22 protein-coding genes are annotated in these 19,798 nt (G+C 45.6%); 17 read left to right on the top strand and 5 right to left on the bottom strand.

The features are described 5' to 3' along the window. Window positions 1-288: 288 nt before the first annotated feature. Genes J8Z23_RS22445 through fliJ form a run of 8 tightly spaced genes read left to right on the top strand, consistent with a single transcriptional unit; the run spans window position 289 to window position 8,309 of the window. Window positions 289-1,308 carry an OmpA family protein gene (locus J8Z23_RS22445; RefSeq protein WP_256894809.1) on the top strand — a complete coding sequence of 340 codons (1,020 nt, stop codon included), beginning with the start codon at window positions 289-291 and terminating at the stop codon, window positions 1,306-1,308. Beyond that, the gene (locus tag J8Z23_RS22450; RefSeq protein ID WP_006741978.1) at window positions 1,308-2,639 is read left to right on the top strand and encodes a sigma-54 interaction domain-containing protein; all 1,332 of its coding nucleotides are present in this window, start codon (window positions 1,308-1,310) and stop codon (window positions 2,637-2,639) included. Before J8Z23_RS22445 ends, J8Z23_RS22450 begins: the two co-directional genes overlap by 1 nt. A 15-nt stretch (window positions 2,640-2,654) precedes the next feature. Next, the gene (fliE, locus tag J8Z23_RS22455) at window positions 2,655-3,011 is read left to right on the top strand and encodes a flagellar hook-basal body complex protein FliE (RefSeq protein ID WP_005375045.1); all 357 of its coding nucleotides are present in this window, start codon (window positions 2,655-2,657) and stop codon (window positions 3,009-3,011) included. A gap of 3 nt (window positions 3,012-3,014) precedes the next feature. Further along, a complete protein-coding gene (fliF, locus tag J8Z23_RS22460) occupies window positions 3,015-4,763 on the top strand; it encodes a flagellar basal-body MS-ring/collar protein FliF (protein ID WP_031780427.1) in 1,749 nt (582 codons plus the stop codon). Continuing rightward, window positions 4,732-5,745 carry a flagellar motor switch protein FliG gene (locus tag J8Z23_RS22465; RefSeq protein ID WP_005394839.1) on the top strand — a complete coding sequence of 338 codons (1,014 nt, stop codon included), beginning with the start codon at window positions 4,732-4,734 and terminating at the stop codon, window positions 5,743-5,745. The genes fliF and J8Z23_RS22465 overlap by 32 nt, the downstream gene beginning before the upstream one ends. Before the next feature lie 4 nt (window positions 5,746-5,749). Continuing rightward, on the top strand, window positions 5,750-6,505 hold the full coding sequence (gene fliH, locus J8Z23_RS22470; RefSeq protein WP_005394841.1) for a flagellar assembly protein FliH: 756 nt from the start codon (window positions 5,750-5,752) through the stop codon (window positions 6,503-6,505). After that, complete coding sequence (gene fliI / locus J8Z23_RS22475) at window positions 6,498-7,844, top strand: flagellar protein export ATPase FliI (protein ID WP_005394843.1); 1,347 nt, start codon at window positions 6,498-6,500, stop codon at window positions 7,842-7,844. The genes fliH and fliI overlap by 8 nt, the downstream gene beginning before the upstream one ends. Before the next feature lie 24 nt (window positions 7,845-7,868). After that, window positions 7,869-8,309 carry a flagellar export protein FliJ gene (gene fliJ / locus J8Z23_RS22480; RefSeq protein WP_282149919.1) on the top strand — a complete coding sequence of 147 codons (441 nt, stop codon included), beginning with the start codon at window positions 7,869-7,871 and terminating at the stop codon, window positions 8,307-8,309. A gap of 13 nt (window positions 8,310-8,322) precedes the next feature. Here fliJ and J8Z23_RS22485 read toward each other — a convergent pair whose 3' ends face one another. Together J8Z23_RS22485 and J8Z23_RS22490 are read right to left on the bottom strand one after the other, a co-directional pair. After that, window positions 8,323-9,327: a S1 family peptidase gene (locus J8Z23_RS22485; protein WP_301658894.1), complete on the bottom strand. Its 1,005-nt coding sequence runs from the start codon at window positions 9,325-9,327 to the stop codon at window positions 8,323-8,325. A 125-nt stretch (window positions 9,328-9,452) separates the two neighbouring features. Further along, complete coding sequence (locus J8Z23_RS22490; RefSeq protein WP_301658893.1) at window positions 9,453-10,343, bottom strand: LysR substrate-binding domain-containing protein; 891 nt, start codon at window positions 10,341-10,343, stop codon at window positions 9,453-9,455. A 129-nt stretch (window positions 10,344-10,472) separates the two neighbouring features. Between J8Z23_RS22490 and J8Z23_RS22495 the strand changes: the two genes are divergently transcribed. The 5 genes from J8Z23_RS22495 to J8Z23_RS22515 all read left to right on the top strand — a co-directional run bounded on the left by J8Z23_RS22495 (window position 10,473) and on the right by J8Z23_RS22515 (window position 13,865). Next, window positions 10,473-11,396 carry a DMT family transporter gene (locus J8Z23_RS22495; protein WP_301658892.1) on the top strand — a complete coding sequence of 308 codons (924 nt, stop codon included), beginning with the start codon at window positions 10,473-10,475 and terminating at the stop codon, window positions 11,394-11,396. Between the two features lie 99 nt (window positions 11,397-11,495). Continuing rightward, a complete protein-coding gene (locus tag J8Z23_RS22500) occupies window positions 11,496-11,942 on the top strand; it encodes an SRPBCC family protein (protein WP_048625393.1) in 447 nt (148 codons plus the stop codon). 83 nt (window positions 11,943-12,025) lie between these two features. Beyond that, window positions 12,026-12,778: a phosphatase gene (locus J8Z23_RS22505; RefSeq protein WP_301567583.1), complete on the top strand. Its 753-nt coding sequence runs from the start codon at window positions 12,026-12,028 to the stop codon at window positions 12,776-12,778. Between the two features lie 155 nt (window positions 12,779-12,933). After that, a complete protein-coding gene (locus J8Z23_RS22510; RefSeq protein WP_005394852.1) occupies window positions 12,934-13,323 on the top strand; it encodes a cytochrome b562 in 390 nt (129 codons plus the stop codon). 176 nt (window positions 13,324-13,499) lie between these two features. After that, window positions 13,500-13,865: a hypothetical protein gene (locus J8Z23_RS22515; RefSeq protein WP_080619260.1), complete on the top strand. Its 366-nt coding sequence runs from the start codon at window positions 13,500-13,502 to the stop codon at window positions 13,863-13,865. Here the strand turns inward: J8Z23_RS22515 and gloA2 are convergent. From gloA2 to J8Z23_RS22530, 3 genes are all read right to left on the bottom strand, one after another. Then, entirely contained in the window at window positions 13,845-14,228 is a 384-nt protein-coding gene (gene gloA2 / locus J8Z23_RS22520) for an SMU1112c/YaeR family gloxylase I-like metalloprotein (protein ID WP_237284445.1), read from the bottom strand. The two genes, J8Z23_RS22515 and gloA2, sit on opposite strands and share 21 nt — an antisense overlap. 30 nt (window positions 14,229-14,258) lie before the next feature. Continuing rightward, on the bottom strand, window positions 14,259-15,188 hold the full coding sequence (locus J8Z23_RS22525; RefSeq protein WP_042601221.1) for a LysR family transcriptional regulator: 930 nt from the start codon (window positions 15,186-15,188) through the stop codon (window positions 14,259-14,261). 77 nt (window positions 15,189-15,265) lie between these two features. Next, the gene (locus J8Z23_RS22530) at window positions 15,266-15,739 is read right to left on the bottom strand and encodes a hypothetical protein (RefSeq protein ID WP_282149917.1); all 474 of its coding nucleotides are present in this window, start codon (window positions 15,737-15,739) and stop codon (window positions 15,266-15,268) included. A gap of 288 nt (window positions 15,740-16,027) precedes the next feature. Here J8Z23_RS22530 and J8Z23_RS22535 point away from each other — a divergent pair, with 288 nt between their 5' ends. The 4 genes from J8Z23_RS22535 to J8Z23_RS22550 all read left to right on the top strand — a co-directional run bounded on the left by J8Z23_RS22535 (window position 16,028) and on the right by J8Z23_RS22550 (window position 19,784). Beyond that, complete coding sequence (locus J8Z23_RS22535; RefSeq protein ID WP_343428931.1) at window positions 16,028-16,711, top strand: spondin domain-containing protein; 684 nt, start codon at window positions 16,028-16,030, stop codon at window positions 16,709-16,711. 9 nt (window positions 16,712-16,720) lie between these two features. Then, the gene (locus tag J8Z23_RS22540) at window positions 16,721-17,416 is read left to right on the top strand and encodes a spondin domain-containing protein (RefSeq protein WP_053808290.1); all 696 of its coding nucleotides are present in this window, start codon (window positions 16,721-16,723) and stop codon (window positions 17,414-17,416) included. Between the two features lie 146 nt (window positions 17,417-17,562). After that, window positions 17,563-18,294 (top strand): response regulator transcription factor, encoded by a 732-nt coding sequence (locus tag J8Z23_RS22545; RefSeq protein ID WP_237284440.1) that lies wholly within the window; start codon window positions 17,563-17,565, stop codon window positions 18,292-18,294. Window positions 18,295-18,410: 116 nt separating this feature from the next. After that, window positions 18,411-19,784 (top strand): histidine kinase dimerization/phospho-acceptor domain-containing protein, encoded by a 1,374-nt coding sequence (locus J8Z23_RS22550; protein ID WP_434635433.1) that lies wholly within the window; start codon window positions 18,411-18,413, stop codon window positions 19,782-19,784. Window positions 19,785-19,798: the final 14 nt, after the last annotated feature.

Raw genomic sequence — 19,798 nt, forward strand, 5'->3', positions numbered from 1 at the left:
AGATTGTGACTTTAGTTCACATGTTGCCTTGAGCATATAGTCTTAATCTTTTAATAAAATTTAAAAAGGGTTAGTTTCCTTTATAAATTGCTTAATAAGAAAATATAAAAATATTAAGCGTTTTAGTTGTTATTAACTTTTTAAAACCATCTTCATGGTGTAACGTCTAATTTAGATAATTAAATTATAAAGCATTGTTTTTAAAGCTTAAATCTTAATTTTAAAGGTTTGGTCATGCTCTTGTGAGCATTTTGTAACCAGTTTCAATATTCAGAATAGGTAATTAACATGATTAGCTATGCCAGTTATCACGGCTTAGTGGCATATTTAATTAAATTGATAAGGTCATGGAATTGTAAGATATACATGGACTCTATCCGTTTGATAATTTGTAACACACTTATTTTTGTGAGTTTTATTTTTTCTAAACTAACATATTCTGGAGAGGTCTTAACAATACCAATGGATCTTTCAAAATGGATATATAAAGGAAATCTATTTGAGTGCAACTTATTGCAATCAAATAGATTGTATGGGAAGTTTTATTTCCGTTCGGAACCTAACAATAAAACTTATTTTATTTCCGATATACATTATGAAAATAATAAATGGAAAACGATTGCTCTAATAAGTCAAAGTGCCCCTTGGTCTAGTGAGCTTTATAGAAAAGAGCTTGCCACCCTTGATTTTACTAAGCCATCCCAACGATTTGTCTTCAGCAAAGGTGCTGATGAACTCATGGATTCAATTGCTACTGGTAATTGGGTGACGTTGTCACTAAAGGGAAGTAATGCTTCCTCTTTGTCGGAGATTGTGATTCCGACTATTCAAATTCAAAACGCGCTCAAGTCATTTAATGCCTGTCGAGCGCGTTTGCCTAAGCTTTCGTTTTCAGAGGCACGAAATCTTGTTCTGTCTTTTGACTTTGGTCAGAAGGCGCTAAGTCGTAAGCAGCAAGAAACGCTCGCAGCGCTAAATAGCTATGTATCTGTTGATGATCGTGTGACCAAGATTTTAATTGATGGCCACACCGATAACGTTGGTTCTAGTTTGGCGAACCTTTCAGTATCACGTACTAGAGCAGAGCAAGTTGCCGAGGCCTTAGTTGAACTTGGTATTGATAAATCGATGATCGAAACAAGAGCGCATGGTTCTCGTTACCCAATTGCCAGCAATAATTCGACGAAGGGCCAAGCGAAAAATCGACGTGTAACGTTGCGCCTAGTGAGAGATAACGAGCGAACGGCAGTGAAACACCACCCTGATGTACAACAACAAAATCAACAAACGAAAGTTAAGGTTCAATGATGACGAAAACGAAAATTTTGTTGGTTGAGCCGAATGAAGCTCTTGCTCAACCAGTATTGGATGTGTTGCAAAATGCAGGTTACACCGCAAAACACACTCGTACTGGCCGAGGCGCATTACTTGAAGAGCGAGCAGAAATTACTCTTGTGAGCTCTACTTTACCGGACATGTGTGTCCGCGAGTTTGTTGCTTGCCACCAAAAGCAACGTAACTCTGGTGTTGTTATCGCTATTGTCGATCAAGAGCAGGGAATCTTGGCGGCTGAGACGATGAAATCGGGAGCAACCGATTATCTATTACGCCCATTTGAAGCGAATCAGCTGCTTAATTTACTGAAGCGCGTTGAAGCGTTAGGTAAGCCAATGGCCAACATTGTTGCGGAATCTTGGCGAAGCAAGCAGGTACTGCAATTGGCGCATCGTGCCGCTTGCACCAGCGCCAGTGTGTTAATTACAGGCGAATCGGGAACGGGTAAAGAAGTGCTGGCTCGATATGTGCATGAGCACTCTCCACGTATTGATGGTCCATTTGTGGCGGTTAACTGCGCCGCCATTCCAGAGTCGATGCTAGAAGCGGTTCTATTTGGTCATGTAAAAGGTGCCTTCACAGGAGCGACTAACTCTCAAAGCGGTAAGTTTGAAGAAGCGAATGGCGGGACGATTTTGCTAGATGAAATCGGTGAAATGTCCCCTGCAGTTCAAGCCAAGTTATTACGCGTTCTTCAAGAGCGTGAAGTGGAACGCGTAGGCAGCCACAAGGCGGTGAAGCTTGATATTCGTGTTATTGCGGCAACCAATAAAGACTTACGTGAAGAAGTTCAAAAAGGCACATTCCGTGAAGACCTTTATTACCGATTGGATGTTTTGCCTCTGCACTGGCCGCCTTTGCGTGAAAGAAAAGAAGACATTTTACCGATCAGCCAATTCTTTATTGAAAAGTATCAAGATAGCAGTCGCTGTCATCTATCCCAAGATGCGATCAGTGCGCTGAGTCAGTATCACTGGCCAGGTAATATTCGCGAGTTGGAAAATGTCATTCAGCGTGCATTGGTCATGCGTCATGGTGACTACATTACTGCCCATGATCTGATGCTGCCTATTGAACTTGTTGCGCCAGTTCCATCCGCTGAGCCAGCTTCAAGCTTTGGTCATGTAGAAGCGAAGAAGCAGGCCGAATATCAATTTATTTTAGAAAAATTACGTCAGTTTGGTGGAAACCGAACGAAAACCGCAAACGCGCTTGGAGTCTCTACTCGAGCGCTACGCTACAAACTCGCAGCCATGCGAGAACATGGTATTGATTTACAGTCGGCACTAGGCTCGGCTGCCTAATAGGAGAAAAAATAGATGGCAAGTCAACCTACTCATGCGGTCTCGGCAGAGCAACTTATGTTGTCAAAAATGCAGGCGATGCAGGCACAAGTGCAGCCGCCAGAGTTTATCGTGAGTGCAAATCCTTTAGATCAACAATCACTAAACGCACCATTATCGTTCTCACAAGCGATGACAAATGTGTTGGATACAGTGAATCAACATCAATCAGTGGCTAGTCAAAAAATGACGGCCGTAGAAACAGGAAAAAGTGATGACCTAGTTGGTGCGATGGTCGCTAGCCAAAAAGCCAGCTTATCATTTAATGCTTTGATGCAAGTGCGCAACAAAGTCGTGACCTCATTTGAAGATATTATGAAGATGCCGGTGTAATTCATGTCAGAACTAACCCCCCAAGTCGCCGGAAATACAGCCATGACCTCCGGCTCAGCACAGACATTTTCTACTGCGAATAGCATGGACGATGTAACAACGAAGCTGAAGCAAATCTGGTCGAGTAGCCAGAGAAACCTAGTGTTATCTGCCGTACTCGCTGCGATTGTTGCGGCAATCATTGTGGTCGCTCTTTGGAGTTCCTCACAAAGCTTCCGTCCACTGTATAGCCAACAAGAACGTTTTGATATCGGAGAGATTGTCTCGGTATTAGAAAGTGAAGGTGTGAGCTACCGTATGCAAGAGCAAAATGGCCAAGTTCTTGTGCCAGAAGGCGAAGTTGCGAAAGTTCGCATGTTGCTTGCGTCAAAAGGTGTTAAAGCCAAACTGCCGACAGGTTTGGATTCGCTTAAAGAAGACAGCTCTCTCGGTACAAGCCAATTTATGGAAACGGCGCGTTACCGTCATGGTTTAGAAGGTGAGTTAGTACGCACTATCATGTCTCTAAATTCAGTGGCGAATGCGCGTGTTCACTTAGCTATTCCTCGTCAAACCTTATTTGTTCGTCAAAACAGCGAGAACCCTTCAGCGTCAGTGATGCTTGAGCTGAAACCTGGCGAAGACCTCAAGTCTGAGCAAGTTGAAGCAATCATCAACTTAGTGGTTGGTAGCGTGACGGCGATGAAGCCTGAATTTGTATCTGTTATCGACCAATATGGCCGTTTACTCAGTGCTGATGTTGCTTCGGCGGAAGCAGGTAAAGTCAACGCAAAATACCTTGAATATCAAAAGAACGTTGAGAAGCAGATCATTCAACGCGCAGCAGACATGCTTACGCCAATTGTGGGTCCGAGTAACTTCCGTGTGCAAGTTGCTGCCGATATGGACTTTAGCCAAGTTGAAGAAACGCAAGAGATTTTGGATAACGCACCTGTCGTACGTAACGAGCACACCATTCACAACAACTCAGTTGACCAAATTGCGCTAGGCGTACCAGGTTCTCTAAGCAACCAACCGCCGGTAACTGGTGAAGAAGTAGAAACGAACGATAGCCAAAACACCAACGCACGCTCTGAAGTAAACCGTCAGTATGCAGTGGGGAGTAGTGTTCGTCGTACTCAATACCAACAAGGTCAAATTGAGAAAATGAGCGTGTCGGTACTGTTGAACTCGAAAGCCTCTCCGGATGGTGTTGCTTGGAGTGAAGCAGATAAAGAGCAGATTTCAAATATGATCATGGATGCTGTCGGTATTTCTGCGGCACGAGGTGACAGCTTAAGCTTGATGAGTTTCAACTTCACTCCAATTGAAATTGATGCGCCTCCTGCGTTGCCGTGGTGGCAAGACCCTACAGTACAGCAGCCAATACGTTACGTTATCGGTGGTTTGTTAGGCTTGGCGATGATCTTCTTCGTACTACGCCCATTGATCATGCACCTCACTGGCGTTGATAAGCCAGTACCAGAGTTAGACTTTGCAGAGCCGCAAGAAGAGCCTGATTACGACAACCTGCAAACGCGTGAAGAGCGTGAGCATGAAGAAGTGCTTGATCGTCGTCTATCAGAAAAAGGTATCTCAGCCTCTTCCGGTTTAGATGTAAACAGCGACATGCTGCCTCCAGCCGGTTCGCCACTAGAGATTCAATTGAAACACCTACAGCTTATTGCCAATGAAGAGCCAGAGCGCGTAGCCGAAATACTGAAACAATGGGTAAACATCAATGAACACAGTTCCATCAAAGCAGACGCTTAGTTATGTAGAACAAACCGCGCTCGTGCTATTAGGCATGGGCGAGGATGCCGCTGCGAAGGTTTTACAGCACTTTAGCCGTGATGAAACCCAGCGGGTGACTCGTGCAATGGCGAAGTTGAATGGCATTAAGAGCGATTCCGCTCGCGGCGTTATTCAAACTTTCTTTGAAGACTTTCGTGAGCACAGTGGCATTCGTGGAGCTTCTAAAGAATATTTGTCCAATACGCTACGTAAAGCATTGGGCAATGATTTGGCAAAAGGGCTGCTGAATACGCTGTATGGTGATGAAATTCGCAACAATATGCAGCGCTTACAGTGGGTGGAAGCAGAAACACTTGCTCGTTTCATTGTGAATGAGCACCCGCAAATGCAAGCGATTTTTCTTGCGTATTTGCCAGCTGATAGCTCTTCAGCGGTGTTGAAGCACCTGCCACAAGATTACCATGACGAAATCTTGTTCCGAATTGCTCAGCTGCAAGACATCGATCATCAAGTTGCTATTGATTTGCACGAGCTCGTTGAGCGCTGCATTGAAAAAGTATCTGCGAGCCAAAGCACACCCCTATCTGGTGTCAAGCAAGCTGCTGACATCATTAACCGCTTTGAAGGTGATCGCGGGTCGTTGATGGAAATGCTGAAGTTGCATGATGAAGATGTCGTCAATGCCATTGAAGAGAATATGTTCGACTTTATGGTTCTTGGTCGTCAGCGTGAAGAAACCATGGACATGCTGGTGCAGCAGATCCCACTAGAATTGTGGGCGGTTGCACTTAAAGGTTCAGAAATTACGTTACAGCAAGCCATTAAACGTTCTATGCCTCAGCGTATGGTGAAAGCACTGGAAGACGATATGGAAGCGCGCGGGGCTGTTGCGCTAAGTCGTGTTCAAAAAGCGCGTCAAGACATCATGCAAATGGTGCGTGAGTTGGATGAATCTGGTGAAGTTCAGTTGCTTCTTTATGAAGAGCCAACGGTGGAGTAACGTCATGGTAGAGACAAAATCAAGTACGATGCGACTGCCGCCGAGTGGATACCGTTTGCACCGTTTTCCGCCTTTGGCGCAGCCTAAGGCTATAGAAGACGAATTCGGGCTAGATAACCAAGGTTGGCAAGAGCCGCAAGTTGATATTCAACAACAGCTTGAAGCCGGTTTTCAACAAGGTTTACAACAAGGGCATGAAGAAGGCTTACGTCAAGGTATCGAGCAGGGTAAGCAACAAGGTCTGTTAGATGGACAAAAAGAAGGCTTCCAAAAAGGCTTTGTGTCTGGTGAGCAGTCAGGAAAACAGAGTTTTCTAGAGGCGGCGAAACCCGTGAACGAGCTCTTTCATGCGCTGTCTCGCTGGCAAGACGAAAAAGAGCAACAGCAACGCCATATGATTTGTGAGCTGGTACAAAAAGTGGCTCAGCAAGTGATTCGTGCTGAGCTCACTTTAATGCCTCAACAGATCCTTGCCTTGGTGGATGAGACACTGTCTGCCATGCCTGGCAAAGCGGAAACCGTAACCGTGCATTTAAATCCGCAGGATTTAGAACGAATTACTCACATTAATGCTGATCTGCCACAATCTTGGAAACTGGTGGCTAATACGGAACTTCCGATTGGTGGCTGCCAACTAGTGACCGATGATGCAGAGGCGGATGCAAGTTGCGACTCTCGTTTAGAAGCCTGTATGGACAATGTAAAACAACACCTTTTGGATGAAGTTAGTATTCCGCAGGTAGAATCAGAGCATGAGTAATACCTTAAGCCATGAGCTATTGAGTGAGCGTTTGAGCGAAGCATTGGCTTCGCTCGATTCAATCCCTGTTGCTCGCGTGACAGGGCGCTTGATTAAAGTAAACGGCTTAATGTTACAAGCCGTTGGGTGCCGGTTTAAACTGGAGCAGCGCTGTCTCGTAGAAACCGCAGAAGGCGACATGATCGAAGCGCAAGTGGTGGGCTTTGAGCACACTATTGCTTACCTAATGCCTATTCGGCGCTTAGGTGGCTTATTTGCTGGTGCGAAAGTCATTCCTCTGGATGGTGACAGTACCGTGCAGTTAAGTGCTCAGTGGTTAGGGCGAGTGCTGAATGGTTTAGGTGAGCCGTTGGACGACGGGGCACCGCTAAAAGGGGGAGATCGTGTTTCACTTGAACCAAAACCGATTAACCCTTTGAAGCGACGTCCTGTTGATACCCCACTCAACGTTGGGGTGCGCGCAATCAATGGACTCTTGACCGTCGGAAAAGGTCAACGCATTGGTTTAATGGCGGGCAGTGGTGTCGGTAAAAGTGTTTTAATGGGGATGATCACCAAAAACACCGAAGCCGATGTGATTGTGGTCGGTCTTATTGGTGAGCGAGGCCGAGAGGTACGCGAGTTCATCGAACGAAACTTAACCCCAGAGGCGCGCAAGAAGGCGATTATCATCGCAGCTCCTGCTGATGAATCCCCGCTGATGAGGTTAAGAGCCACACTGCTTTGTCATCGCGTTTCCGAGTATTTTCGAGACCAAGGCAAAGATGTTCTGTTGTTGATGGACTCTCTCACTCGATACGCCATGGCACAGCGTGAAATCGCTCTTTCTCTTGGCGAGCCTCCGGCATCTCGCGGTTATCCGCCCTCTGTCTTCAGCGTGTTACCGCAACTGCTTGAGCGTGCGGGCAACAGTGAAAATCAGCACGGTAGCCTAACCGCAATTTATACCGTGTTGGCGGAAGGGGACGACCAGCAAGATCCTGTCGTGGATTCTGCGCGTGCTATCTTAGATGGGCATGTTGTATTATCGCGTCAACTTGCCGAGCAAGGGCACTATCCTGCCATTGATATTAATGCGTCTATCAGCCGTTGTATGAGTACCTGTACACAGGAGGCGCATAGCACGATCGCGAATAATTTCCGCCAGATGTACTCCAACTATCTTCAGGTGAAAGAACTGCTGCCGTTAGGAGGCTATCAACCGGGGCAAGATCCTGAATTAGATCAATCTGTTGCTATGTATCCAAACTTACGTGCGTATTTACAACAAGCCGCCAATGAGTCAGTGGATTACCCAACCAGTTTGACCGAGCTTGCGCAGCTTTTTCAAAGTGCTTAACCAAATGGGAGTGGTATCGTTGAGATGAAATCCAAGTTAAAAGCAGTGGGTAAGCTGCATCAAATGGAAGAAAAGCAACGTGATCGTGTGGGTCAGCAACTTGATGCCATGCGCCAACGTCACTCCCATCTTTCAATGCAGTTGGAACAATTGTCAGCATTGAAAGGCCATGCGGGACAATCAACAAGAACTGTTCCAACACTGACAAGCGTAGCGCTGATGAACTTTAATCGTGTCGATCAAATGCTGCAAAAAATGCTTCGCCACCATGAGCATGAACAAGCCGTCATGCAAGCGGAATGCGCGTCTGTACAAAAAACGCTGGAGCACAAACACGCTCGTGTTCAAGGGTTAGAAAAAGTGCTCGAACGATGGCGTACTAAGCAAAATTATGAAAAAGCGAAAAAAGAGCAAAAAATAATAGAAGACATCATCAACTCTCGTGTTAAGCGCAAGATATTATGATGTCTTATCGAAGCTATTTGGAGCGCGAATAATTTCTTCGGCGTCTTAGCCAACCAAACCAGCCTCCAAGCATGATCATCCCTGCACCAAGTGCGCCACCACTACTGCCATTATCCTCAAAGCCAGATGTGTTGGTATCTTCTGGTTCAAAGCCGGAATCACCTTCACTATGATAATCTTCTGTGCTTGCTAAGAGAGCATTGTAACGAGTCTTCACTCCCGAGCTGGTTTGGGCTTCAATCCATGTTGTGTAATTTAGAACCTCAGTAAACACACTCGGAATCGCAGCGGATTCACAAACAGAAGAACCATAGCTCACAATACCGATTTGTTGATACATTCCGTTATTGTCTTGATAGGTGAGAGGGCCACCAGAGTCACCGCTGCAAATACCGGTATAACTGCGCTCAGGAAACCCATTGGCACATAAGCTTTCTTGAGCATTAAACCCCGTCACTAAAGAAGCACATTGCGCATCGGTGAGTGGTTTTACTTCCGCCCATCGCAAATAGTTTGGTCCATTTTCATCGTTGGTCGAGGTTTGCCCTAAACCGAATATCTGATAAACCGATTTGCTGCTGTAATCACCAAAATCTTGCGGCAACGTAATGGATTGAACGTTGTCGGTGATCGGGTGGGTAAGTTCAAGTACGGCGATATCATTAATCCATAAATCACTAGGCTCGTAATTTGGATGGATAGTGATAGAGCGAACATCTTTGAATTCATCAACAAACACATCGTTCATTGTCGGGTTTTTTACTAAGACTCGCAGATCATTGATTGTCCATCCATCAGAAAAAACACTCGGCTCTACACAATGAGCGGCGGTTAAAATGAAGCGGTCATTAACAACAGTTCCGCCACAGATGTTGGCAAATTGATTAGCGCCAGTTTTGTGTAGAATGAGTCGTGCGAAAAAGGGCAATTGATTTTGAGTGGCTTGCTGGCCGCCTATGATTGCCGTTGATATACCTTGCTCTGAATGAGCGTCTTCACTTTCAGCGACTGCACTCATGGGTACTGCGAGGCAGAGTACGCTTAACCATATTTGATACCGCTTCATAAACCATCCTTGGATGAAAAGTGCTCTTTCTAACTTTATACTAATTTTTAAATGAATGTGCTTAACAAAAGGTTTCTTTAATTGAATGATTGTTGCAACCACGAGCGCAGAAGGTGAAACGATTCCAGCTTTAGCTTGTGTGGCGGGCATACAAAGTAAAGCTGTTGATGAGGATTAATTACGGGTTCGCCCAGCTCGATTAACTGGCCATATTTGATGTCATCTTTCACAAACAAGCGATGAGTGACCAATAAGCCTAAACGACGAGTCGTCGCCTGCACGGCTTGTATCGACATATTAAAAGTGATTGGTTTTTGGCTTTTAGGTCGCAGGACGCCAGTCGCATTCTGCCACACGTTCCAGTCATTTTTTCTTCGTTCGTTAGTGACTTCAATGATGGGATACTGCTTTAACAGTTGAGCGATATTTGAGTCATTCGTCTTAGCTACCAATTCAGGGCTACACACCAAAACCAGTTCATCTTCACTGAGCTTTTCACAGTAATAATCTTGCCATTCCTCGGTGTTTCCATGCACGAGGGCTGCGTCGATACCTTCTTGCTCTAGATTAAACCTGCCAGACAGGTTTGATAAACGAACGTCTAAATGCGGAGCAAAGTCCTGCAAACTAGACATTCGCGGAATCCACCAATGCAGCGCCAAGGAATTCACCATATTAAGCGTAATACGTTGCAAGTTTTGGTCTTGGATTAGCGCTTCTGTGGCATCGACAATTTGTTCTAAAGCTGGCGCAACCTTTCGATAATATTTTTTACCGTCAGCATTAAGTTGAACTTGTCTGCCTACGCGATCAAACAGAGGTTTGTTGACCTGAGTCTCCAGTGATTTTATCGCCTGACTCACCGCCGAATGACTCACACTTAATATCTGCGCTGCTTCTGTCATGCTGCCAGATTCCGCCACAGCGACAAATGCATAGATGGATTTTAGAGGGACTAATTTACGCATATTTTAGAAACCGTAACATGATGAGAGATAAGTTAACTTGTAAGTTTTTCTTACATTAATGGTTAATATTACTCGCTATTTACAATAAGTGATATCTCATAAAATACTCCATATATTAAGGAGTATCGAATGAATGCAGTAAATAAATCTATTCTTTTCATGCTGATGTCTACGTTAAGCTTATCTGTTACTGGGTTGTTAGCAAAGCAGTTGACAGGTGAACTTTCCGTCACACTGTTTAGTTTCTTACGCTTTTTGGCTCCTGCACTTATTTTGCTTGTCTTACTTCGTTTCAAAAATCTTACCTTTCCTAAAGCTGGGACGTTAAAACCGATTTTGCTTCGCGCCTTCTGTATCGGCTTATCACAGTTGTGTTTCATCGCGTCACTACAAACGTTAACGCTGGTAGAAGGGGTGGTATTGTTTGCCACTGGCCCATTATTTATTCCTTTGGTTGAAAAGCTGTTTATGGGAGCACACATTCGCGTTTCAACATTGGCTGCTTTAGCAATGGCGTTTACTGGAGTGGTTATGTTGGCGGGAGTTGGTGGGGAGTTTACTTGGCGCTCGGATTTATTACTCGGTCTAGCTGGTGGACTCTTCAATTCCGGCTCTCAGCTTACGCTATATAAAGTGAGTAAAACTGATATGTCGCCATTAGAAATCAACTTTTGGGCGTTTGGGTTTGCTGCCGTATTTCTGTTACCGCTAACGTTGTTTAACGACATCGATGTTTTCCTCAAAGCCAATGTGATGGAATCTACTGTTTCTTCTAATATGCTGTGGCTCGGTGTGATGTCCCTGATGATCATTAACACCCAAGTTTTCCGCTCCAAAGCGTATCAACTGGCAAGCAGCGGCTCTCAACTTGCACCACTTATTTTTACTAACCTACTGTTCACTGCGGTTTGGCAGAGTGCGTTTTTCGATGACCGAATGAGTCAAAGCCAAATTATCGGGATGAGTTTAATCGTGCTCGCAACCATACTGAACACATGTTGGGTTCGTTTTACGGCGCATCGTGGTGGTAGGTTACAAGCGAGAACTTCTTAGCCTGTCGGAAAATAGAGGATTAAGTAAGGCAAATCAGAGGTGAGGTTTGATTTTTTCTGACAATGAACTAGCGTCAAGAAAGGTTCAGGGAGAGAAATAATGCTTACGCTAAATTATTACGTTGAGATTTCAGCTACACCGCAACGGGTGTGGGAAGTGCTAACCGATGCTGAGTTATACAAACGCTGGGCACAGGCTTTCTCACCCCAGTCTCAATTTGATGGGATATGGGAAGAAGGGCAAGACATCACTTTTTTTGATCCCGATATGGGCGGAACGCGAGCGACTATCGATATCGTGCAACCGCAACAGCATCTTGAATTTCATCACATTGCCATTTTTAATCCGGATAATAGGCAGCAATTGGATGGAGATTTAGCATCTAAGTGGATTGGATCACGAGAGATCTATCAGATCGACACCAACAGTGATCGTTTGTTACTCAATGTCACCATTCATACGCACAGCGACTTTGTTTCTATGTTTAATCACGGATGGGAAAAAGCGTTGCCCCTAATAAAAGCCATCAGTGAGGAGCAAGCTTAAGTCTGATACTCATCTTGGGCTGACGGTACGTCACGTGTAGGTATACAATAGCACGCAAGATAGCGCACCTAAGAGAGTGGATGATGGAATTTAAAGTTGATACCCATACACATACGTACGCCAGTGGTCATGCGTACAGCACCTTGATTGAAAATGCAAAATTGGCGAAAGAGAACGGCTTGGATATGTTCTGTACGACTGATCACGCGGAATCAATGCCGGGCGCGCCGCATTACTGGTTTTTCTCCAACCAAAAAATCCTGCCTCGATTTTTAGACGGTATCGCGATCATTCGGGGTGTGGAATCCAACATTCTTAATACCGAAGGCGACATCGATATTCCGCTGAGTGTCGATCGTAACCTAGATTGGGTTATTGCAAGTTTCCATGAACCTGTTTTTCGTCCTGCAAACAAAGAAACTCATACGGAAGCGCTCATTAATGTGATTCAAAATGGTCGTATTGATGCGCTTGGCCATCTTGGGAATCCAAATTTCGACTTTGATTTTCAGGCTGTTTTAACGTGCGCGAAAGAGCATAATGTTGCGATTGAAATCAATAACACCACGCTAAAAGGGAATAGCCGAGTGGGTAGCGTAGACCGTTGCCACGAGATTGCACAAATCGGTAAAGATCTCGGTGTCTTCTTCACAACGGGAAGTGATGCGCATTTCTGTCATGATGTTGGTAATCTGGATTTGGTTGGAGAGCTAATGGATAAAGTGGGTATCGATAGCAAAAAAGTGATTACTCACACCGCTCAGCAGTTTTTGTCTTTCTTAGCTCTGAGAGGCCGTAAGCCAATTCTAGAGTATGACGACATTCGCAACGCATAAACTTGATTACATTTTAGGTATGCACCTGGCGTAAGATTGCTTTACACTGCGACCCGGAAATACTCAACTAAGCTAGTTTGTCGCCTTTTATGGCGTGGGTTATTTGGGTAAATAAAGCCGACACAGAATTCGGCACTATAAATGGAGAAGTGAAAATGTTACGTCCTTTAGTCCTAGGGTGTGCGATTGCGTTTGGCTCAACATACGCAATGGCAGAAGCGGTTGATTTAAAACAAAACATGAAGCAGATGAAGATGGAATTCAAACAGGCGGCAGAAGCGTCGGATGTTGAAACCATGAAGTCTGCAATTGATAGCTTGCAAGCAATCGTCGAGCAATCTAAGCGCGGTAACTATCCACCAGAGAAATTCGATACCTACTTAGAAGGCTTTAATAAACTAACGGTAACGTTAGACAAGATTGAAGCAGACTTAGACGCTGGTAACCTGCAAGACGCGAAAGCACAATTACGTGAAATTGATAGCCTACGTGAAGAATACCATGACAAGCGTAACCCAAGTATTTGGAGTAAGCTGTTCGGCTAATCGCGATAAAAGCTGACAATAGAATATGAAAATAGCCTGCCGTTTTGGTGGGCTTTTTTGTGTCTGTCAATTGCGTTATTGAAGAAAAGCTGTGAGGTGGCAACCACTTATTGATCCTGTTTTTGAGCTAGCACTCAGAATTAGTTACGCTGAATTAAATTTGTTAAGTCACCGTTATGCGTAGATTAATTCCTTTTTATCGCTCCATGCTATTTGCTAGTGCTCTAAGTTGGGTGCTAGTGACGCTGATGCCTGTTATCAATGCTCATGGTAACAGCATGGGCGTGTGGGCGACGCTATGTACGCTTAATGGTTTTGAATTGGTTCAAATCGAAGAAAGTGACAATGCCGTCAGCCATAAAGGCAAACCTTGTCCTTTTAGTCACTTTTCGACTTTTCATCATGATTCACTTCCAACTACACCAATACTTCCACAACTGAGCTTGGTCATTTCTGAAAGCTACACTTTTTTGGCTCTAAGTGTACGATTTGAAACGCCAGTTCCTCGTGCCCCACCAAAGTTAGCGTTGATAAACTTCTAGCGGCAAGCCATCTGGATCTTTGAAAAAGGTAAACGCTTTGCCTGTAAATTCATCGATGCGAATGGGCTCTACCTCAATTTCTCTCGCCTCTAAATATTCTTTAACATGCTCGACATCATCCACTTGAAAAGCAAGGTGGCGTAACCCCTGAGCTTCAGGAAAGCTCGGTCTCTCTGGAGCGTCCGGAAAGCTAAATAGTTCAACTTGGCTACCGTCAGGCAGAGCAAGGTCAAGTTTGTACGAGTCTCTGGCTTTACGATAATTTTCAGCAATGACTTTTAGCCCTAACAATTCGGTGTAAAAGCGTTTTGACCTTGGATAATCACTGCAAATGATCGCGACGTGATGAATGGCATTAAACATGGTTAGCCTCTTCAAACATGGTTAGTATCCTCAAGCATGGTTAGTGTCCTCGGAGACTAAATGCTCCTTAACGAAGTCGATAAACACGCGCAGACGAGCAGGCATGTATTTGGTTTGCGCATACTGCATCGCGATAGCACCGTGGTAGTTACTCTTGATCATCCAGTCCGGTAGCACCTCTACCACTTCTCCTTGCTCCAACGCGTCTTTGATCACGAAGTCATGGAAGATCCCAATTCCCAAGCCAGACTTAACCCCGTTCAAGCGCATTTGAGAATGGTTGACGGCGTAACGCCCGCTCACTGCAATGGAGTGGAATGCTTCCTCTTTAAAGAACGACCAGATGTTGTCTTTGTCGTTTTCGGCAAGGTAAATACAATCGTGCTGCTCAAGCTCAGTCGGATGCTCAGGCATACCGTGTTTGGTGAGGTAATCTGGAGAGGCACATAAGACAAGATTGGTCTTGCTGATCTCTTTGAGTACCAAATTCTCATCGGGTTTGTCGGTGAGCTTAAACGCGACATCAATACCTTGGCGGAACAGATCGATCTCACCATCTGCTGCACGCAGCTTAAGCTGTATATTTGGATAACGTTCTAGGAATGGCAACACAAACGGTTGAAGCACCGAATTAAGAAATGCTTCAGGAGCTGCCACTGTGAGTGCGCCTGTTGGCTCGGCATGATCTTCCGCAGATAGCTCAACGGCTTGCTGCGCCGCATTCACCATTGCGATGCTTTGGTCGTAAACCTTTTGTCCTGCTTGAGTGATGATCAACTTACGAGTCGTGCGCTCAAACAGTTTGACCGAGAGGGCTTGTTCCAACCGTGTGATCAACTTACTTAAAGCCGATGGCGTCACGCCGAGTTGTTTGGCTGCAGCGGTAAAACTGCCTTCGTTTACCACCAAGATAAACGAAGCAAGATCAGGAAGTAGGGCAATGAGTTTTGGATTAACCATAATTGTTCAGTTCTGCGCAGCGGAATAACGATATTGTCTGGTACGGTTTCACGAGGTTCAAGTGTCACCGTCTCGCTTTAACGATATTTTGCTAAAAATGTATTGAGTGCAGGCAAGCCGGATTCACCAGTATGGTATTGTTGCCAACAGTGATAAATAGCTGTTTCGTGGTCTGCAATTAACTCGATAGCTTCTCGCTCAGCGATTGAATATTGCTGCGAAGCTTTCACTTCTTCATGCCACTCTCGATACTTGACCTCATAAGGTTCTACCCACTTCAGAAGAGTCGCTACCAACTCTTGCCATGGTAAACCAATCCACTTGGTTGCATCTGCCAAGCCTTTATCCAGCATCTCTTGGTGTCGATTTTTGATATCCATGCCATTTGTCAGCAGTACAGGTTTGAGCTTTTCTGCGGTGAGGTCTTCCACTTTAATCAAGGTTTGCCACAGTGTTTGTTGTTCACTTTGGGCGTAATGGCTCAAGTAGTGGTTGAAAAAAGCGATGCCGTAGATTTCGCCATAGTAGGCAGACAGAACGTTATGAATCATGGTGAGAATCGTGATTTAAACAGGGAATACCGCATTGTAGGAGGGGAGCGCGCGAAGTGTAAACACCTGATTAAGAGTAAAAAAGTGCTGATGATAGAATTCGAACAGAACTTGTGAGAATTTTATGAGAATTCGATGAAGTTACTGATAGATTTGCTCGTCATTCTTAGAGGCAAGAACGCAAAACGTTCGAAACGTAATGCTTAACCTACTCAAGTCACGAACAAAGAAGTAAAGCCGTACACATGGGCTTGGGTAGTTCAACCCTCATTAAAGGATGGAATCACAATGAAAAAACGTACCCAACTCGGACTCGTCATGACTTCAGTCGCTATGGCACTAGGCTCTGCATCAGTGAATGCGGCGGAATTGGAAATCACCGTGACAAACGCAACCAAAGGCATCTACTTTACGCCACTTATTGTTGCTGCACATGGCTCCGACCTTCAAATGTTCAGAACGGGTCAAGCAGCGACTCCAGAACTAGAAGCAATGGCAGAAGGTGGTGATATCTCTGGGCTTGCTAGTGTGATTGGTAACGCTGGTGGTTCGGTGGTTGAGAACCCTGCTGGTGGTATTTTGAATCCGGGTGTTGCAACCACCTTCACCTTGGACAGTGGCGATCACGGATATCTTTCTCTGAGCGCGATGTTGCTGCCAACCAATGACGGTTTCGTCGGTCTGGATAGCTGGAAGATTCCAACGGAAGCGGGTACATACCGAGCAACGCTAAGAAGTTACGATGCCGGTACAGAAGCGAACGATGAGCTTGCGTCTAGCATGCCAAACCCACCTTTCATTACCTTTGGTACTGGCGGCACAGGCGTTGAAGCAACGGTAACTAACGATAAAGTCCACGTGCATCCGGGTAACCTTGGTGATAGCGACCCAACTGGCGGCATCAGTGACCTAGACAGCAGCAGCCATCGTTGGTTAAACCCAGTCGCAACCATCACAATCGTTGTGAAGTAAGGGGGATGTATGAAAGTCAGAATCTTACTAGTAGCAGCTTCAGTCGGCTTGCTCGCCGGTTGTCCAAGCGATGATGATAACGACGTAGTGAAATCGTACCGCTACACCGTCAACGTGGCGAACTTGACTGCGAATCAACCAATGTCTCCGCTCGCTGTACTCACTCACAATGGTGACTACCAATTGTTTGAAATTGGACAAGCCGCATCTGTTGAACTTGAGCACCTTGCCGAAGGCGGTAGTAACGCTGAGCTGATTGAGTTGATGAACAGCAATGACAGTGTTTACCAAGGTATTTCGGGCAATGGATTGGTGTTGCCGGGGGCATCGGACGAAGTCACCATCACGGTTGATCCTAGTCGTTACGGTTACTTGTCTGTGGCGTCTATGTTTGTGAATACCAATGATGCCTTTGTTGGCGAAACGGGACTATCGCTCAAATCGCTCGCAGTGGGTGAAAGCTACGAAATGAGCATGAACGTTTGGGATTCCGGCACGGAACTGAACGATGAACTTGCTGCAACCATTCCGGGCCCAGCAGGTGGCGGTGAGGGTTTCAATGCCGCCCGTAATGACAGCAATGACGTTGTTGCATTCCATGCGGGTGTTGTTAGCCAAGATGACGGATTAGCAAACTCAGCACTCTCTGCGAACCATCGTTTCTTGAATCCAGGTGCGAAAGTCACCATCACTCGAGTCGAGTAACACAGGCTCCGATGACGTCTCCTTTCCAAAGCGCTTGTAGCCGAGCGCTTTATCCCTCATGGCGTCATCGGAACCTTTTTTGAAAGAATTTCTAATTTGTTCCGGTCATGTGCAAAGTGAGGATACTCGAAGGCAAGGAAAGGACCATGGAACAACAGGCAATCAATTTAGTCGCGAACATCTTGTTGGTGGAAGATGACGATGATTTGGCAGAACTGGTTCAGATGCATCTCAAGTTTCAAGGACACCAAGTATCGCGAGCCACAAATGTCGCCGATGCTAAAGCGCAATATCAGCAACAACCCTTTGATTTATTGATCCTTGACCGAGGTTTACCAGATGGTGATGGCCTAGACATCTGTCATTATTTGCGTCAGCAACAAGATTGGAATCCAGTGCTCATGCTGACAGCCAGAGACGGTGAAATGGACAAGGTTGACGGTTTAGAAGCGGGCGTTGATGACTACATCACTAAGCCATTTAGCGTATTAGAATTCCAAGCACGAGTGCGAAACGTGCTGCGCCGAGTCAGTCAAACCGCAGAGGCCAAAGTAGCAAATGAAGTCCTCGACGAAGCGATGGATTTTGGTCCGCTGAGAATCATTCCGGAGTTGCACCAAGTATCCCTAAACGACAAGGATGTCACTCTTACCGCGACAGAGTTTACTTTGCTGCAGTTTCTCGCGACTCGTCCGGGCAGAGTCTACAGTAAAGATGAATTGCTCGATCACGTATGGAACACCAGTCATTCTGGTTATCACCACACAGTGTGTAGCACCATTAACCGTTTACGCAGCAAATTGTCTTTGTCTGACTCTGATCATCACTTCATCCAAACCGTGTGGGGTGTTGGGTATAAGTTTCAGCCAAGACACTAATGCAAAAAAGCAAGTCAAAACATCAAGCCAAGACAGTAAGTCGGCAGTTGTTTTCACCGTCATTTTTCAATCATCACGGGTGTTTCAAAAACATCGCTGTTTAAGGAGGCGATAGGATGAGCTTCAAATCTCGCTTAGTGGTATTTACCAGCTTGTGGTTCTGCCTCGCGGCGGTGGTGATTGCACTGACTTACAATTGGCAAAAAGAAACCATTGAGTTACGGACTAAGCAAAGCCTGCACAAAGAGCTAGCCAGCCACATGCGTGACGATAATCCGCTGATGATTGGTACGGATTACAACCCTAAAGCGCTCAAGTCGATCTTTCATACGCTCATGTTGATCGGCCCTGATTTTGAAATCTATTTCCTCGATAGCCAAGGCAATATCACCACCCATGCTGCGCCAGATGGGGCAAAGCTTATGGACTCGGTGGATCTGAACCCCATTCAGCAATTCTTAAACAACGAACCGCTTCCCATCTTAGGCGAAGATCCTCGTAATCGCGGTGAACACAAAGTCTTTTCTGTCGCGGCGATAGAGGAATTAGGCTCTACGGTCGGTTATCTCTATGTGGTGATTGGCAGTACCCGACATGACGCCATTGCCAATGCGCAAGTCGATACCCCTTACATCGCGCTGGCAGGATTGGTCTTAGTGTCCATTTTAGGCTTTGCTCTCGGGGCTTATGTGCTGGTCAAACGTAGCCTATTGAACCCGATTGAGCGTGTGACCAAGCAACTTCAACAGCAAGCCGAACATGATTTTCACCTGCAACCTGACTTTACTCACCAAGTGCCGGAACTCGTGCCGATTGCACACTCTTATCAGATGATGGCGAAGCACATTCAGCAGCAGTTTTTACAGTTGGAGTATCAGTCTTCTCATCGTCGTCAGAGCTTGTTGCAGCTCAGTCATGATTTAAAAACGCCGTTATCGAGCGTGCTTGGCTATCTGGAAACGTGGCGTTTGCAACATCCGGAATCCGATCCGCTGATTGAGGTCGCTTTCCGAAATTGTGAGAAGCTCTCAACTCAATTGCATTCTTTATTAGACGCCGCGCGTAAAGAGGAACCAATGCCAAACTACGAATACCGCCCCATAGATCTTGGCGCGTTGATGGCTGAATGTGCCGAGACGATGCAGAGCCAGTTTTCTCGTAAAGAAGTGGTGTTGAAAGTGGATATGGATAGCGAGATTCAAACTGTGGGTGATAAAGGACTCTTAGAGCGGTTGGTATTGAACCTGCTTGAAAATGCGTTGCGCCACAGCCCAATCGGCTCGGAAGTGCATTGCCAAGCGCATTTGAGTGAAGATAAGTCGCGAATCCTGTTCACTTTTGTCAATCGAATTGATAAAGATGCCGTCGGGGGCGCATTAGGAATTGGTACAAAGATAGTGCAGTCAATTTTAATGTTGCACCACAGCTACTTAGAGACGTGTGAGACGGACACTGAGTATCAACAAAAGTTCGCACTTCTCGCTACTTGAGGAGAAGCGCGAAT

It is taken from the genome of Vibrio sp. SCSIO 43086 (assembly GCF_051132235.1).
Classification (GTDB): Bacteria; Pseudomonadota; Gammaproteobacteria; order Enterobacterales; family Vibrionaceae; genus Vibrio; species Vibrio diabolicus.

Bases quoted from the DNA above. Each gene is read 5' to 3' on its own strand.
- J8Z23_RS22445 (WP_256894809.1), top strand. From the start codon at position 289: ATGATTAGCTATGCCAGTTATCACGGCTTAGTGGCATATTTAATTAAA.
- J8Z23_RS22450 (WP_006741978.1), top strand. From the start codon at position 1,308: ATGACGAAAACGAAAATTTTGTTGGTTGAGCCGAATGAAGCTCTTGCT.
- fliE (WP_005375045.1), top strand. From the start codon at position 2,655: ATGGCAAGTCAACCTACTCATGCGGTCTCGGCAGAGCAACTTATGTTG.
- fliF (WP_031780427.1), top strand. From the start codon at position 3,015: ATGTCAGAACTAACCCCCCAAGTCGCCGGAAATACAGCCATGACCTCC.
- J8Z23_RS22465 (WP_005394839.1), top strand. From the start codon at position 4,732: ATGAACACAGTTCCATCAAAGCAGACGCTTAGTTATGTAGAACAAACC.
- fliH (WP_005394841.1), top strand. From the start codon at position 5,750: ATGGTAGAGACAAAATCAAGTACGATGCGACTGCCGCCGAGTGGATAC.
- fliI (WP_005394843.1), top strand. From the start codon at position 6,498: ATGAGTAATACCTTAAGCCATGAGCTATTGAGTGAGCGTTTGAGCGAA.
- fliJ (WP_282149919.1), top strand. From the start codon at position 7,869: ATGAAATCCAAGTTAAAAGCAGTGGGTAAGCTGCATCAAATGGAAGAA.
- J8Z23_RS22485 (WP_301658894.1), bottom strand. From the start codon at position 9,327: ATGAGTGCAGTCGCTGAAAGTGAAGACGCTCATTCAGAGCAAGGTATA.
- J8Z23_RS22490 (WP_301658893.1), bottom strand. From the start codon at position 10,343: ATGCGTAAATTAGTCCCTCTAAAATCCATCTATGCATTTGTCGCTGTG.
- J8Z23_RS22495 (WP_301658892.1), top strand. From the start codon at position 10,473: ATGAATGCAGTAAATAAATCTATTCTTTTCATGCTGATGTCTACGTTA.
- J8Z23_RS22500 (WP_048625393.1), top strand. From the start codon at position 11,496: ATGCTTACGCTAAATTATTACGTTGAGATTTCAGCTACACCGCAACGG.
- J8Z23_RS22505 (WP_301567583.1), top strand. From the start codon at position 12,026: ATGGAATTTAAAGTTGATACCCATACACATACGTACGCCAGTGGTCAT.
- J8Z23_RS22510 (WP_005394852.1), top strand. From the start codon at position 12,934: ATGTTACGTCCTTTAGTCCTAGGGTGTGCGATTGCGTTTGGCTCAACA.
- J8Z23_RS22515 (WP_080619260.1), top strand. From the start codon at position 13,500: ATGCGTAGATTAATTCCTTTTTATCGCTCCATGCTATTTGCTAGTGCT.
- gloA2 (WP_237284445.1), bottom strand. From the start codon at position 14,228: ATGTTTAATGCCATTCATCACGTCGCGATCATTTGCAGTGATTATCCA.
- J8Z23_RS22525 (WP_042601221.1), bottom strand. From the start codon at position 15,188: ATGGTTAATCCAAAACTCATTGCCCTACTTCCTGATCTTGCTTCGTTT.
- J8Z23_RS22530 (WP_282149917.1), bottom strand. From the start codon at position 15,739: ATGATTCATAACGTTCTGTCTGCCTACTATGGCGAAATCTACGGCATC.
- J8Z23_RS22535 (WP_343428931.1), top strand. From the start codon at position 16,028: ATGAAAAAACGTACCCAACTCGGACTCGTCATGACTTCAGTCGCTATG.
- J8Z23_RS22540 (WP_053808290.1), top strand. From the start codon at position 16,721: ATGAAAGTCAGAATCTTACTAGTAGCAGCTTCAGTCGGCTTGCTCGCC.
- J8Z23_RS22545 (WP_237284440.1), top strand. From the start codon at position 17,563: ATGGAACAACAGGCAATCAATTTAGTCGCGAACATCTTGTTGGTGGAA.
- J8Z23_RS22550 (WP_434635433.1), top strand. From the start codon at position 18,411: ATGAGCTTCAAATCTCGCTTAGTGGTATTTACCAGCTTGTGGTTCTGC.